Origin of the sequence: Streptosporangium sp. NPDC000563 (assembly GCF_040299985.1) — a bacterium.
Classification (GTDB): Bacteria; Actinomycetota; Actinomycetes; order Streptosporangiales; family Streptosporangiaceae; genus Streptosporangium.
In genome coordinates, this window is sequence record NZ_JBEPDA010000006.1 from 253,579 (window position 1) to 266,253 (window position 12,675).

The window sequence follows — 12,675 nt, forward strand, 5'->3', positions numbered from 1 at the left end:
GCTTCCCTGTCAGGGCGGCAAATCGTGTGGCAGCAGCTGCGATGTACGTCCGGCCGCCGGTTGGTAGGCCGACGCGTTGACGATCTCCCGGAGGGAGCCTTCGACCGGACGACCGCCCGGCTTGCCCCGCCGAGAGCGGCGGGGCAAGGAATTCTCCCGCGGTGTCGGACAGGCGGCGCGTTTCCTTGTCGTCGACGGCCCCGTGCTCCACGACAAGTCACCCCACCGCCGATATCTCTCATCCAGGGATTTTTCGCACAAGCTCTATTTGCTGCTCACGACTCCAGGAAAGAGCATGTGCGGAGACACATTCGGGTAGCGAGCTGTTTGTCGGGCCCGGCCGGTATTGATGTCGATCGCATAGCTGCTGCGCGATCCTCCGTTGTGCAGGTAAAGAAGGGTGACCTCGGCCCTGTTCCGCCAGAGGGAGGTGCCGAGGACGCCGCCGGCCTTCGGCAGGCCGCGGATGACCACCTTCCGGATGGTCCGCCCGGTCTTGGCGTCGAGAAGGGTGAGCGAGTGCCTCTCCATGCCTCGCTTCCCGAACTCGAAGGCGGCCACCGTCCGGCCGTCCGGAGAGAGCTCACTGAACATGATGAACACGCCGTCGAAGCGCACCGGTGCGCCTCCACCGGTGACGGGCATCAGCCACAGGTCGGTCTTGCGGTAACGGACCAGTTGGGCGACGCCGTTCTTGATGCCGATCGCCTCGTACTCGCCGGGTATCGACACCGTTTTGCCGGTGCGCATGTCGATCAACAGTCCAGGTTCCTTGCTCCCCTCACGCGGGTCGAAGACCACGTGGCGGCCGTCGTCGGAGACCACGAGCATGGAGCCCACGCCGATCCGCTCCTCCTTCACCGTGACAGAGGAGGTCACCGTGGAGCCGCTCACCAGGTCACGGACCACATGCGCCTGGGCCTGACGGCTGTAGTAGGCGAGTATGCGCCCGTCCCGGCTGATCGAGACGGGGACGCGAAGTGCCTTGGCGGTTCCGGTGAGTGCCTGCGGCACCCGGTAGGTCGTGCCGGTGCGGGTGACCACCCGCCACTCGGTGACGCTGCAGTCGACCTGCCGTTTCTTGTCGACCTTGCAGGGCGTCTGGTACGCGTAGCCGAGCGGTTCCACCTTGCCGTCGGGCAGCTCGGGCAGCGTATCCGCGCGCTGTGGCGTGACCGTGTAGTCGCCGTAGTCGCCACGCGACCCCACCAGCGTCGTGCCCGCGGTTCCCACGCCCAGTGCCATGACCGTTGCGACAGCGGCGAGCGTCAGGGAGGTGCGCCGCCTGCGCCGGTGACCCGCGACGGCCCGGTCGGCCAGGTCGGCCAGACTCACCAGTGGAGCCTCGTCGGCGATGTCGCCCAGCGTCTTACGCAGGCTTGTCATAGGACCACCTCCGTGAGCTCGGAATCGGAGAGCAGATGCGCGAGTTCGGGCGCGACCGTGCGCAGGCGGGTCAGCGCGTGATGGGCCTGGCTTTTGACGGTGCCGACCGAGCAGCCGAGCACCTCGGCCGTCTGCGTCTCGGTGAGGTCCTCCCAGAAGCGCAGCACGATCACGGCGCGCTGCTTGGGCGTCAACTTGGCCAGCGCCTGCCGGAGCACGATCCGGTCGAGCGCGGCCCCGTCGTAAGAGGCACCGCGTTCAGGTGGATCGGCGCTCGGTAACTCAAGATGCGGCCGACGCCGCCAGGAGATGTACTGGTTGACCAGCGCCTTGCGGGTATACGCCTCGGGATTACCGCTCCTGGACAGCTTGGGCCAGTGCCCCACGATCTTGATCAGGACGCTCTGCAGCAGGTCTTCGGCGAGATGGGCGTCTCCCGTCAGCAGGTACGCGGTCCGCATCAGCGTCTGCTGGCGGGCGAGCACGAACTCGCGGAAGCCGTCATAACGATCCACTGTGATCTCCTCTCGCCCGTTCCCAACGCGACTCATCGGGCGAAAGGTTGCAGTCTTTTCTCTACGGCTTCTTCTACGGCGAAAGTGATCCGCCACGGCGGGTCGTGACACGGGCACTGTTCACAGCTTGATGTGTTTCTCCGGTAAGACGTGGCGAGACCGGGACGGGTCTGCGTATGGGCGGAGGAGCCGAGCTCCGGGGGCGACCGGATGACGACAGCCACGCCTTCGGTGATGCGTACAGCCTGTCGTACGACCTGAGGTGGGGGCCGACCCGTGAGAGCGGCCCCCCGTCCCATGGTTACGGCAGGGCGCAGATGACCGCGTCGCGCCAGTCGTAGTTCATCCAGTCGTAGTCCGGACGGTGACCGCCGGTGACGCCGGCGAGCTCGTTCTCGTCGAGCTCACGGGCGGTGGCTGTGAAGTCGTTCATCTTCAACACTCCTTTTGGATGGCGAACCTTGTGAGGGAATGCTCCCAAGGCGGTCTTGCCTTCCACTTGGGGATGACTTTGCTGATCTTCGCTCCCCGCTCCGCGGCAGGCCCGCCTACCGACCGCCGCCTGTGGTTCACCTTTCGGCCGTCGCCGGTATGTGTCGGCGTCATTTGATCCATGGACCTTGATCAAGCGCCGGTTCCGTGGTGCCGTAAAAGCGCGAGGCGTGCTCACATCGGCGCGGAGAACACCGCCGACGCCCCGGCATGCCGAAGCGCCGTCAGGTCATGAAGTCAGTTCTTCGAGAAGGCGGAAGAATGCGAAAGCTGTCGTCATTCACGTCCACCGCGAGGGCATCGAAGTCAACGACCACGTCAGAGAGGAGCACATCCTCCCCCACCTTCTTCACACGCAGGCGTTCGCGGCTCGGGATCGTGTTCGGCGTCGCCGTGCTGGGGGTCGTGATCCCCGCGTCGGCGGCCCATGCCGCTCCGCCCGGCAATCTGCCTCAGTCGGCGGGAGGGTATGAGTCCTCGTTCTCGCCGGCCTACGACTACGACGGCGACGGCTGCTACGCCACCCCCGCCATCGGACCGGACGGAACCCTCGCCGGTGGGCTGAACCCGACCGGCGCGGTGAACGGCAACTGCCGTGACCAGTCGGACCTGGACAACTCGCAGACCTACGCCCGTTCCAAGTGCAACAGCGGGTGGTGTGCCATCGTGTACGCCAGCTACTTCGAGAAGGACCAGGCGCTGCCCGGCATCAGCCTCGGCGGCCACCGGCACGACTGGGAACACGTCATCTCCTGGGTCAACCAGGCGTCCAACCAGGTGGAGTATCTCTCGACCACGCAACACAGCAGCGTCGTGACCTATCCGCGCTCGCAGGTGCGCTTCGACGGGTCGCATCCCAAGGTCGTCTACCACAAGGACGGGTTGTCCACGCACTTCTTCCGGCTCGCCAACGGCAACGACGAGCCGCCGGAGAACCACTACCACGACTGGCGCTACCCCCCGCTGGTGGACTGGAACGGCTGGCCCAGCACCTCGCTGCGCGACAGGCTGATGAACGCGGACTTCGGGGCCGCGACGATCAAGATCAATGACGGCAGGTTCGGGGACCTCCTCTCGCGGGCCAAGCCGAGCGGCATCCCCTTCGACCCCTGGGCCTGACAAGCCCTTCTGTCGAGCCACCGGCGGCTCGACCTGACCGGTGAAACGGGGGTGATGACCGGTCGTCACCCCCGTCGGCCGCGGCCGACGTCAGGCGGCCACGGTACGTACGCGCCGGATGGCTGTTCACGTGCCCTGGACGCGGGACGAAGGCCGTGGCCGGTGGATCCGGCCGCGGGGGCATGAGCTTCACTGAGTCTCATCCGTGCAGGTCGGCAGGGGTGAGACCGGAGCGGATACCCTCGTCCCATGGACCAGTCACACCTTGCCAACCTCGCGCACCTGCGCAGGGCGCGGGATCTGATCGACCGGGAGTACGCACGTCCGCTTGACGTCCCGACGATGGCCCGCCACGCGCTGATGTCGCCGGGGCACTTCTCCCGGGCGTTTCGGGCGGCCTACGGTGAGACGCCGTACAGCTACCTCATGACCCGGCGGGTCGAGCGGGCGATGGCGCTGCTGCGCGGGGGCATGAGCGTGACCGACGCGTGCATGGCGGTCGGCTGTACCTCCCTCGGCTCGTTCAGCTCGCGCTTCACCGAGCTCGTGAAGATGACGCCGAGCGCGTACCGGGCCCAGGAGCACCGTGCGGTGCGGGCGATGCCCGCCTGCGTGGCCAAGGTGCAGACCCGGCCGACGAGGAACCAACAGGTCAGGATCGGAGAAGTGGTCCGCGCCACCGCCATCTAGCGTTGGCCACATGACCGTTTCTCTTCAGTACTGCCACGTCACCGTCAACGACCTGGACGGATCGCTCGCCTTCTACCGCGACGCGCTCGGTCTTGAGGTGCGCAACGACGTCGCCTCGGGCGGGTTCCGCTGGGTCACCCTCGGCAGCGCCTCCCAGCCCGACCTTGAGATCGTGCTCTCCGAGCCGCACGCCGGCCGGTCCCAGGCCGACGGCGACGCCCTGCAGGAGCTGCTGACCAAAGGGGTCCTGCCCATGACCGTGTTCCGCACCGACGACGTCGACGCGACCTTCGAGAAGGTGCGCGACTTCGGCGCCGAGGTGCTGCAGGAGCCCATCGACCAGCCCTGGGGCCCGCGCGACTGCGCCTTCCGTGACCCCTCCGGCAACATGGTGCGCATCTCGCAGGCGCCCAAGGCGTAACCACCGCGAGCGCTCGGCGATGACCGAGCGGGAATCCGCACCGTATCCTCACGCCCTCCGCATCCTCACACCCTCCGCGCGAACGGCGGCCTTCCCGACGGCGCCGGTGCCGATTCACGGACGGAGCGGCTGCCAGGACGCCAGCGCCGCCGCCACCGTGTCCGGGGAAGCGGCCAGCAGCGGCAGCCGTACGGCGGGGGTGGGGATGTCGCCCCGCGCGTGCAGTACGGCTTTGATCACCGTGGGGTTCGGCTCCGCGAACAGCCGGAGCGAGAGCGGCGCCAGACGGTGTCCGAGGGCGCGCGCCTCGGACACGTCGCCGGCCCGCCAGGCGGTGACGAGCCGCGCGAAGTCGGCGGTGGCGACCAGCGCCGAGGCCAGAACGCCGCCGTGCGCGCCGAGTGCCAGCATCGGCGAGATGTGCGGGTCGTCGCCGCCGAGGATCGCGAACCCGGGGGGCGGGTCGGCCAGCAACTCGATGCTGTCGTCGGTGATCGCACCGGGCGCGGATTTCAACCCGGCGACACCGGGGATCACGGCGAGCCTCCGCAGCGTCCCGGCCGACAGGTGCTGGCCCGTACGGCGCGGAACGTCGTAGACGATGAGCGGCACCGGGCTCAGCTCGGCGAGGTGCGCGAAGTGCGCGAGAACGCCCTCCTCTCCGGGGCGTACGAACGGGGGAACCACCGTGAGCGCGGCGACGACCTCCGGGTGATCGCCCAGCCGCCGCAACGCCTCGGCCGTGGCGGCGCCCACCACGAGCGGCGCCGACCGCTCCCGGCAGACCCGGGCCGTCACCTCGACCACGGCCCGCTTCTCCGCGTCCGTGAGCGCACTGGGTTCCCCCGTGGTGCCGAGCGCGACCAGACCCGTCGCGCCGTCGTCGAGCAACCGCCGCGCGAGCAGCTCCAGTGCGCCGAGGGCCACCTCGCCGGAGGTCTCGAACGGAGTGATCAATGGGACGTAGAGACCGTTGAGCGTCATGGGGTTATCGTCGCGCGACCAAATATGAAGAACCAGTTCCGGTTTGTGGAGGCATACGTAAGCTGAACTTATGCTTGATGTTCGCCGCCTGCGGCTGCTCCGCGACCTGGCCAGACTCGGCACCATCGCCGCGGTTGCCCAGGTTCACACCTATACGCCGTCGGCCGTCTCCCAGCAGCTCGCGGCGCTGCAACGGGAGGCGGGGGTGGCACTGCTGGAACGGACCGGTCGCCGGGTCACCCTCACCCCGGCGGGCGTCGCGCTGGTCGAGCACACCGAGACCGTGCTCGCCGAACTGGAGGCGGCCTCGGCGACCCTCGCCGCCGCCCGGTCCGGCCTGAGCGGGACCATGCGCATCGGAGCCTTCCCCACCGCCGTGCACACCCTGCTACCGGCGGCCCTCGTCGCGCTGGGCCGCGACCATCCGGGGCTCGCCCTCATGGTCACCGAACTGGACCCGGCCGCCGCCCCCGACGCGCTGCGGGAACGGCACCTCGACGTGGCACTGCTGCACGACTACGACCTGGCCCCCGTCGAGCCCGACCCGACGCTCGACTCGACACCCCTGCTGGACGAGACGGTCTTCCTCGCGGTTCCCTGTACTGCGGCGCTCGATGCGATGTCGCGGCCGGATGAGACGATCCTCCCCGGGCTTCCCGGCGCAGCGGAGACCACGGCACTCACCGATCCGGCCGACGCCGGGACATCCGCGTGGTCGGTCGGCGCGACGGCAGGCGCGTGTTCAGCCGATACGGAGGGCGCCGTGGCGGCCGCGGATCCGGTCGACGGCTTCCGTGACGCCGACTGGATCGTAGGCTCACCGGGCACCCTCTGCCACACCGTGGCCGTACGCGCCTGTCAGGCGGCGGGATTCGCGCCGAGGGTACGCCACCACGTGGACGATTTCACCGCCGTGCTCACCCTGGTCGCCGCCGGCCAGGGGGTCGCCCTGGTGCCACAACTCGGCGCCGGCCGCCTTCCGGACGGCGTGCGGCTCCTGCCGCTGCGGGCACGGCGCAGGACCAGGATCGCCTACCGCCGGGGAGCCGCCGAGCACCCCGCGGTCGCCGCGTGTGTCCGCGCCATCCGCGCCGCGACCGAGGACCACCTGGGAAAGGCCCGGGTCGGCGGGCGGACGGAAGCTCCGGGGCTGCTCGAACGGGTATTCCGCGTGGATGGGACAGCCGCCTGTGGCCGGTGAGGGAACAGCCGTCGGCGTCAGCGGGTCGCGGCGGCCATGCGCAGGCCGAGGACGATGAGAACGGTGCCGCTGACGGCCTCCAGGCGGCGACGGATCACGGGCCTGCGGAACCACGCGCCCGCACGTCCTACTACCGCGGCCAGGGCGAGGTACAGCACGATCTCGACGGCCACCTGCAGGAGCGCGAGGAGCGCGGTGGTGGAGAACAGCGGCTGGTCGGCCGGTACGAACTGGGGATAGAAAGCGATCATGAAGGCCGCGATCTTCGGATTGGCGAGCATCACGAGGGCGCCCTCACCGAAGGCCCTCCACCAGCTCTGCCTCAGGCTGGGCGAGGTGTCCTCTGTCGTCTCCCGTACCGGTCCGGCCTTCTTGATCCGCCACGCGGTGCGCCACGCCTTCAGCCCGAGATAGAGCAGGAAACCCGCGCCGATCACGCGGAGAACGACGAAGGCCACCTCGGAAGCGGCCACCAGGGCGGCGAGGCCGGCCGCGGCGAACAGCGCCCAGGCGTACAGCCCGGCCTCCAGTCCCAGCACCGTCGGCACCGCTCCCCGGAAACCGTGCAGCGCGGCACGACGCAGGATCAACGCCATCGCGGGACCCGGTGACGCCGAGATCAGCACGACGGCGACGACGAAGGCAGGCAGGGAGGCGACGAGGTCCATGAGCCTGAGCATGCTCGCTTTCGTCTCTTCGGCTCAACTCTTTTCCGGCCGGGGCTCTGGTCTCGGAGCCCGGTGTCGAGGGCTCGGCAAGCACGACGTGAAGCCCGGCAACGTGGGCGCGTTGCCGGGCTTGGCTGGGACGGGTGTCCGTCGCGCCGAAGGGGTAAAAGCTCAGGTCGGAGAGTCGAACTTGCCGGCCTTGAGGCCGCCGACGAACGTTTTCCACTGGGTCGGGGTGAAGAGCAGCTTGGGGCCGTTGGGGTTCTTACTGTCGCGAACGGCGATCACTTCGGGCAGGTTGGCGGCCACCTCAACGCACTGGCCGCCGTTGCCGGAGGAACGCGATGATTTCCGCCACACTGCACCGCTCAGATCCATTCCCTGCCTCACTTCCTTGATCTTCTTGAGAGGTGCGTGCTGATGGTCCCTGACTGCGGCAGAGCTAATGGTCGAAGTCGCCGGCCTTGATGCGGTGGACGAAGGTGTCCCACTGGGTGGGGGTGAAGAGCAGCTTGGCCCCGTCCCGGTCCTTGCTGTCGCGAACAGTGACTACCCTGGGCAGGTTGGTAGCCACCTCGACACACTGGCCACCGCTATCCCCGGAGCGTGACGACTTCCGCCATACGGCTTCGTTCAAGTCCATTGCTGATTCACTTTCTCGATCCTCTTGAGGTAACGCGCCTCGAAATGAGAAAAGAGTGGTGTTGCCTCACCGTACTTTTGAACCCTGAGGGTTTTTCCTCCTGGCCGGAACCGGTTTAATGGCCGAGCTGATCGGTTTTGATACCGTGAACGAATGTGCCCCACTGAGCGGGGGTGAAGAGCAGCTTGGGGCCGTTGGGGTCTTTGCTGTCGCGAACGGCGATCACTCCGGGTAGGTTGGCAGCCACCTCAATGCACTGGCCGCCGTTGTCGGAGGAACGTGATGATTTCCGCCAGATGGCTTCGCTCAGGTCCACTCTTGCCTCGCTTCTTCGATCTTTTTGAGGGATACGTGCTCAGGATAAGCCCAGAGTCGTATCGCCTCATAGCGCTTCTGAACGGAAGCCACAAGATCTTGATTGGTTATGATATGTCCCTGGGCGGGTGAGTCTGAATGGACGACGTCCGGCTCCCCGTTCGGAAGATCGGCGATCATGAAGGCTCCTGCCAGACCCGCTACACACTCCGAATCGACGACCTGGATGGAAATGGTCGACCGCTGTGCGGCTTCCAGTAGATAACCGAATTGCTCGCGTATCAGCTCGGGGTTACCGATTCGACGACGCAGCACACCCTCATCGATAAGGGCGAGGATGGTGGGCGCATCTTCCTGATCAAGGATCCGTTGCCGCTGCATGCGGGCTTCGACACGCTGCTCCAACTCCTCGGATGTGATGTGTGGTCCTCGGCTGAAGAGATGTCTGGCATACGCCTCCGTCTGGAGCAGGCCGGGCACCAGGAGGGGATCCCAGGAGCGGATGACGAGAGCTCTGGGTTCGATCTCCTCGGCCCAGTTCCAGAACCAGGCAGGCCCGCCTGGTTGAGCAACGATGTGCTCACGTATCGCTGTGAAAGAGATGCCGTTGGTTGTTCCGAAGAGCCGATCCAGCCTCTCTGCGTCGGACTTCGAAGGTGTGCGACCGGCGCTCTCCAGGCGACTGATCTGGGTTTGGGTGCAGCCAAGGCGTCTGGCCACGGCGGACTGCGAGAGCTGCGCGGCCTCCCGCAGTCGACGCATCTCGGCGCCGAATCGCGCGCGAGGGGATCCGGGGTCGAGGGGTGGCACCTCATCCATCGTATTTCCTCTCAAATTAGAAGAAACGGACATTTCTTTTAATTGGCACCACCGAATTCGGCCGCGTATGCCAGCGGCTGTCATGGCCTGCCCTGACCTGGATTGACGAACTCCTCGTCAGCCAGCTACCGAGGAGGCATTCTAAGCACAGGAATCCTCACAACGAAAGGGCTGGCAATAAAGCGGTAAACCATTTTCCCGGGCGAAGGCGAGTCGAGTCGCATATGAATTAAATGGTCCCTTTTGGTCTCCCGGTGCGAGTGTCGGAAATCATTCGAAAGGAAAAATCATGATGACGAGTGAGCCGCCGGCTCCACGGATCGCACCTCTGGCCTATGAGTCCGCGCCTCTGCCCTGGCTGATGACAGTGGTCGGTGTGACCTGGCAACTCCCCCTGATCGGCGAACGAGTATGGAAAGGGTGTGGCGAACTCGGTCCAGGTGGGTAAAGATTGATACGTCCCGGCGCTCACCACCCCCGGAGGTCCCAAATGCGCTCCACCCGGTTACTCGCCGTTGGTCTGGCGCTGACGATAGTGGCCTCCGGATGCGCTTCCGGGCCATCCTTGAAGGACGCGGCAGCGGAGCTGCAAAAAGATGCCCAACGCCTGGAAAATGACGACGTCTTCAAGAATCCGCTCATGAATCTGCGCATCGTTCAACATCCCGACAAGGATCTTCCTTGCGGTGGCGATAAGGTCAAGCGGGTATTACGAGCAACGGCCGACGAGGAACGTGTCGACGAATCATTGGACTCTCGCCTGGACAAAGCCCAAAGAGTTATGGAGAACACTCTCTCTCGTATCATGGGCTACGAGGTTGAGCACGACATCAGTCAGGCTGATGCCCTGGAGGGGCGGTTCATTTATGGGAGTAAGGGGGTGGGGGTCATGGTGACTGTTTATATAGCGCCAGAAGCGCCGACCTGGCGACTGCATGCGCAGACCGCATGTCTGTCACGCTGAGAGAGTCGGTCACGTCACTTGGGAGTCTTCAATAGGTTCTCGGCCAGGTCGCTGGTCTGGAATCGTGAAGAATGTTCGATCTTTTTGTCGAAATCTACATTTTCGTCCATCCAGACATCGAGAGAGTCTAGCTTTTTCTGAAACGCTGGTTCCCACTCCTTGTCGCCAGTTGCCTCATGCTTGGCCTCGGCAATGAGTTCGTCATATGTTTTGAGAGTGCCGGTGGTCGCGTTGACGAGCTCTCCGGGAGGATCGCTCGCCGGGTAGCCGCCGCTGTGGAGAAGATATGCCATCTCGTACTTCATGCTTTTGGCAAGGTCGACCCGTTTCTCGGAGACTATTTCAACCTGTTTTTTGAACATGTCGGCCCATTTATCCGAGGCGTAGCTGATGGCGTATGCCTGGGCGAGTTCCCATCCGAGTTCGGCGGCCTGGTTCGTGACGGTAACTCCACCGAGGAGGAGGCCGAAAGTATTCTTGGCGAAATCGGTGGCTAATTTGGCGACGGCGTCCTCCTCGCCGAACGTGTCTTTCGCTGCCTTGAACGCTACGCTGCCGAAATCACCGAACATCATTGAGATGTCGCGGAAATGGTCAGTGCTGCCTTGCGCGTCCAAGCGGGCTGCGGCCAGCAAGGTGTCGTGGCGGAATCTCGCCACCGCTGAGTCGAACTCGTCGGTCAGCTTCTCGGCGCTAACGAAGGTTTTCATGAATTGATAGGTATCGACAGGGCTGAGGTAGAACGCGGGGGTCACCCCCGGGAAGGATTCCCAATGCTTGGGGACCTGCATGCTGGAAACACGGTCGGAGGCCTTGTCGAAGCGTCCTCCCGATACCAACTCGTGGACGTACGACTTTGCTATCACGCTCATGGAATCCTTGGCCGGCTGCGGCAGGTCGGCGCCGAAGGAGGCGGCTGCGCGGATGGCGTCGAAGGCGAAGGCCGCAGCGGCTGGGCTGTGCTGACCGGCCTTCTCGGTCTTGGTCTCGGTCCCCGCTTCCATCGCCCGGCCGAAGGCGTCGGCCACCTCGTCTCCGGTGCCCACCCCCTTGGCGTATTTGAGGAACAGCTTCATCTTGTCGACCTGGGTGAGTTTGACGTCGGTCCCGCCCATCTTGGAGAAGGTGTCCCGCACCGCTGGGCCGTCTCCGTCGAGCACCTCCAAGCCCATGGCGACCAGGTCGTCAGGCAGGTCGTACTTCTTGCTGCCGAGGGATCCGGCGCGCCACTCCTGTCCGGGCCTTTTCGCGAACTCGTCCAGGACGAGCGCGCGGGCCGCCGCGCTGCGGACGGACGAGGGGGCGTTCGCGCCCTTGAGCAGTGCGAGCCGGTTCCAGGCGGTGACCTTGCCCTCAACCGGCTTGACCAGGTCGTCTTTGACTTTGGAGAAGGCCGGGACGAGAGCGGGGGCGTTCAGGGCCGCACCGAGAGCCTTGCTGAAGGCGGCCAAGTCCTGTTTGGAAGTCTTGCTGCCGGTGGCCGCGATGATGCTGGGCAGTGCGTCCCGAACCTTGGGGGAGAGCAGGGCGAAGAAGGCGGCGGCGGCTTGGGGGTTTTCTGCGAGTTTGGCGACGTCGTCGATGTGCTCGTGGATGAGCTTGGCCTGCGACTCGCCGTGGAAGTTCACGAGGATGTCCTCGCCGTACATCCTGGCCAGACCCTGGGCGATCTCGAAGTCCTTCAGTTCGTCGGGGAGCCGGATGAGCCCTTGGCCGCCCGGCGCCATCGAGGCCGCACCACCCGCGCCGCCCAGCTCCGGGGCGCCGTCGCCCAGGGTTTTGATCAGGTCGATCCGGCCGTGGAGCATGGAGACCTGCCTCCCGGCCCAGTCGGCGATGTCGGCGATCTCCCGCAATGCGGGGGTGCTGATCCCGTACCGGCCGAGTTTCTGCTCGAACTCCCTGGTGAAGGTGGTCAGCCGGTCGGCCTCGCCGCGCAGGGAGGTGGCGAGCTGCCCCATCTGGTCGGGGTCGATGCCGCAGAATTCGGCGGTGGGTGCCATGGAACGTTCCCCCTCGTGCTCGTGGTCGTGACGGTCACGTACGTCCGGCTCATGGTCGTGACGGTCACATGCGTCCGGCCATCTCCCTGCGCATGGCGTCCGCCTCCGCCTCGGTCACCAGCGGGGGAGAGCGGCGCAGCTCTTCCTCGACCGCGTCCACCACACGCTGGGCGAGCCGCGCCAGCCGCTGGCGCCGGTCTTCCAACTCGCTGGTCCAGGTGGTGGCCGTCGGCCCCGTCCACACCTGTCCCGACCGCATCGCCGAGGAGGCGCGCTGGTATGCCTGCCGCACCTCGTGAGCCCTGTCTTCGGCCTCGATGAGCAATTGCCTCAGCCGTTCGTACCGAGGGCTGGGCACCATCCGCTCGGCCACGCCACCCCCGCCCTTTTCGTGACCCCGTGATGAAGGAAAAAGTCGCATACCAGAGTAGGTATTGATCGTCTAAGTCGGCAAG

The 12,675-nt window shown here is 65.9% G+C and carries 16 protein-coding genes; 5 read left to right on the forward strand and 11 right to left on the reverse strand.

Annotated elements, in window-relative coordinates; all coding sequences use genetic code 11:
• Nucleotides 1-264 precede the first annotated feature (264 nt).
• The 3 genes from ABT352_RS18235 to ABT352_RS18245 all read right to left on the reverse strand — a co-directional run bounded on the left by ABT352_RS18235 (nucleotide 265) and on the right by ABT352_RS18245 (nucleotide 2,334).
• Nucleotides 265-1,386 (reverse strand): hypothetical protein, encoded by a 1,122-nt coding sequence (locus ABT352_RS18235; protein ID WP_350946002.1) that lies wholly within the window; start codon nucleotides 1,384-1,386, stop codon nucleotides 265-267.
• Complete coding sequence (locus tag ABT352_RS18240) at nucleotides 1,383-1,901, reverse strand: SigE family RNA polymerase sigma factor (protein ID WP_350946003.1); 519 nt, start codon at nucleotides 1,899-1,901, stop codon at nucleotides 1,383-1,385. Before ABT352_RS18240 ends, ABT352_RS18235 begins: the two co-directional genes overlap by 4 nt.
• A gap of 301 nt (nucleotides 1,902-2,202) precedes the next feature.
• Nucleotides 2,203-2,334: a hypothetical protein gene (locus ABT352_RS18245; protein ID WP_350946004.1), complete on the reverse strand. Its 132-nt coding sequence runs from the start codon at nucleotides 2,332-2,334 to the stop codon at nucleotides 2,203-2,205.
• A gap of 437 nt (nucleotides 2,335-2,771) precedes the next feature.
• Between ABT352_RS18245 and ABT352_RS18250 the strand changes: the two genes are divergently transcribed.
• The 3 genes from ABT352_RS18250 to ABT352_RS18260 all read left to right on the forward strand — a co-directional run bounded on the left by ABT352_RS18250 (nucleotide 2,772) and on the right by ABT352_RS18260 (nucleotide 4,623).
• The gene (locus ABT352_RS18250; protein ID WP_350946005.1) at nucleotides 2,772-3,512 is read left to right on the forward strand and encodes an NPP1 family protein; all 741 of its coding nucleotides are present in this window, start codon (nucleotides 2,772-2,774) and stop codon (nucleotides 3,510-3,512) included.
• 249 nt (nucleotides 3,513-3,761) lie between these two features.
• The gene (locus ABT352_RS18255) at nucleotides 3,762-4,202 is read left to right on the forward strand and encodes a helix-turn-helix transcriptional regulator (RefSeq protein ID WP_350946006.1); all 441 of its coding nucleotides are present in this window, start codon (nucleotides 3,762-3,764) and stop codon (nucleotides 4,200-4,202) included.
• Between the two features lie 10 nt (nucleotides 4,203-4,212).
• On the forward strand, nucleotides 4,213-4,623 hold the full coding sequence (locus tag ABT352_RS18260) for a VOC family protein (RefSeq protein ID WP_350946007.1): 411 nt from the start codon (nucleotides 4,213-4,215) through the stop codon (nucleotides 4,621-4,623).
• Between the two features lie 114 nt (nucleotides 4,624-4,737).
• On the opposite strand, the gene ABT352_RS18265 is transcribed toward ABT352_RS18260, so the two are convergent.
• Nucleotides 4,738-5,607 (reverse strand): dihydrodipicolinate synthase family protein, encoded by an 870-nt coding sequence (locus ABT352_RS18265; RefSeq protein WP_350946008.1) that lies wholly within the window; start codon nucleotides 5,605-5,607, stop codon nucleotides 4,738-4,740.
• 70 nt (nucleotides 5,608-5,677) lie between these two features.
• Here ABT352_RS18265 and ABT352_RS18270 point away from each other — a divergent pair, with 70 nt between their 5' ends.
• Nucleotides 5,678-6,808: a LysR family transcriptional regulator gene (locus ABT352_RS18270; protein ID WP_350946009.1), complete on the forward strand. Its 1,131-nt coding sequence runs from the start codon at nucleotides 5,678-5,680 to the stop codon at nucleotides 6,806-6,808.
• A 17-nt stretch (nucleotides 6,809-6,825) separates the two neighbouring features.
• Here the strand turns inward: ABT352_RS18270 and ABT352_RS18275 are convergent, their stop codons facing one another.
• The 5 genes from ABT352_RS18275 to ABT352_RS18295 form a co-directional block, all read right to left on the reverse strand.
• Nucleotides 6,826-7,488 (reverse strand): LysE family translocator, encoded by a 663-nt coding sequence (locus tag ABT352_RS18275; protein ID WP_350946010.1) that lies wholly within the window; start codon nucleotides 7,486-7,488, stop codon nucleotides 6,826-6,828.
• Between the two features lie 159 nt (nucleotides 7,489-7,647).
• The gene (locus ABT352_RS18280) at nucleotides 7,648-7,854 is read right to left on the reverse strand and encodes a DUF397 domain-containing protein (RefSeq protein ID WP_350946011.1); all 207 of its coding nucleotides are present in this window, start codon (nucleotides 7,852-7,854) and stop codon (nucleotides 7,648-7,650) included.
• A gap of 64 nt (nucleotides 7,855-7,918) precedes the next feature.
• Entirely contained in the window at nucleotides 7,919-8,119 is a 201-nt protein-coding gene (locus ABT352_RS18285; protein WP_350946012.1) for a DUF397 domain-containing protein, read from the reverse strand.
• 115 nt (nucleotides 8,120-8,234) lie between these two features.
• Nucleotides 8,235-8,435 (reverse strand): DUF397 domain-containing protein, encoded by a 201-nt coding sequence (locus tag ABT352_RS18290; protein WP_350946013.1) that lies wholly within the window; start codon nucleotides 8,433-8,435, stop codon nucleotides 8,235-8,237.
• Complete coding sequence (locus tag ABT352_RS18295; protein ID WP_350946014.1) at nucleotides 8,426-9,253, reverse strand: helix-turn-helix domain-containing protein; 828 nt, start codon at nucleotides 9,251-9,253, stop codon at nucleotides 8,426-8,428. The genes ABT352_RS18290 and ABT352_RS18295 overlap by 10 nt, the downstream gene beginning before the upstream one ends.
• Before the next feature lie 490 nt (nucleotides 9,254-9,743).
• Here ABT352_RS18295 and ABT352_RS18300 point away from each other — a divergent pair, with 490 nt between their 5' ends.
• Nucleotides 9,744-10,217 carry a hypothetical protein gene (locus ABT352_RS18300; RefSeq protein WP_350946015.1) on the forward strand — a complete coding sequence of 158 codons (474 nt, stop codon included), beginning with the start codon at nucleotides 9,744-9,746 and terminating at the stop codon, nucleotides 10,215-10,217.
• Nucleotides 10,218-10,231: 14 nt separating this feature from the next.
• Here ABT352_RS18300 and ABT352_RS18305 read toward each other — a convergent pair whose 3' ends face one another.
• Together ABT352_RS18305 and ABT352_RS18310 are read right to left on the reverse strand one after the other, a co-directional pair.
• Nucleotides 10,232-12,220: a hypothetical protein gene (locus ABT352_RS18305; RefSeq protein ID WP_350946016.1), complete on the reverse strand. Its 1,989-nt coding sequence runs from the start codon at nucleotides 12,218-12,220 to the stop codon at nucleotides 10,232-10,234.
• Nucleotides 12,221-12,284: 64 nt separating this feature from the next.
• Nucleotides 12,285-12,593 (reverse strand): hypothetical protein, encoded by a 309-nt coding sequence (locus ABT352_RS18310; protein ID WP_350946017.1) that lies wholly within the window; start codon nucleotides 12,591-12,593, stop codon nucleotides 12,285-12,287.
• Nucleotides 12,594-12,675: the final 82 nt, after the last annotated feature.

What these genes read in the sequence shown, in the direction of transcription:
- ABT352_RS18275 (WP_350946010.1), bottom strand. Translation starts at nt 7,488, where the DNA reads ATGCTCAGGCTCATGGACCTCGTCGCCTCCCTGCCTGCCTTCGTCGTC.
- ABT352_RS18260 (WP_350946007.1), top strand. Translation starts at nt 4,213, where the DNA reads ATGACCGTTTCTCTTCAGTACTGCCACGTCACCGTCAACGACCTGGAC.
- ABT352_RS18295 (WP_350946014.1), bottom strand. Translation starts at nt 9,253, where the DNA reads ATGGATGAGGTGCCACCCCTCGACCCCGGATCCCCTCGCGCGCGATTC.
- ABT352_RS18265 (WP_350946008.1), bottom strand. Translation starts at nt 5,607, where the DNA reads ATGACGCTCAACGGTCTCTACGTCCCATTGATCACTCCGTTCGAGACC.
- ABT352_RS18255 (WP_350946006.1), top strand. Translation starts at nt 3,762, where the DNA reads ATGGACCAGTCACACCTTGCCAACCTCGCGCACCTGCGCAGGGCGCGG.
- ABT352_RS18245 (WP_350946004.1), bottom strand. Translation starts at nt 2,334, where the DNA reads ATGAACGACTTCACAGCCACCGCCCGTGAGCTCGACGAGAACGAGCTC.
- ABT352_RS18300 (WP_350946015.1), top strand. Translation starts at nt 9,744, where the DNA reads ATGCGCTCCACCCGGTTACTCGCCGTTGGTCTGGCGCTGACGATAGTG.
- ABT352_RS18280 (WP_350946011.1), bottom strand. Translation starts at nt 7,854, where the DNA reads ATGGATCTGAGCGGTGCAGTGTGGCGGAAATCATCGCGTTCCTCCGGC.
- ABT352_RS18235 (WP_350946002.1), bottom strand. Translation starts at nt 1,386, where the DNA reads ATGACAAGCCTGCGTAAGACGCTGGGCGACATCGCCGACGAGGCTCCA.
- ABT352_RS18270 (WP_350946009.1), top strand. Translation starts at nt 5,678, where the DNA reads ATGCTTGATGTTCGCCGCCTGCGGCTGCTCCGCGACCTGGCCAGACTC.
- ABT352_RS18305 (WP_350946016.1), bottom strand. Translation starts at nt 12,220, where the DNA reads ATGGCACCCACCGCCGAATTCTGCGGCATCGACCCCGACCAGATGGGG.
- ABT352_RS18285 (WP_350946012.1), bottom strand. Translation starts at nt 8,119, where the DNA reads ATGGACTTGAACGAAGCCGTATGGCGGAAGTCGTCACGCTCCGGGGAT.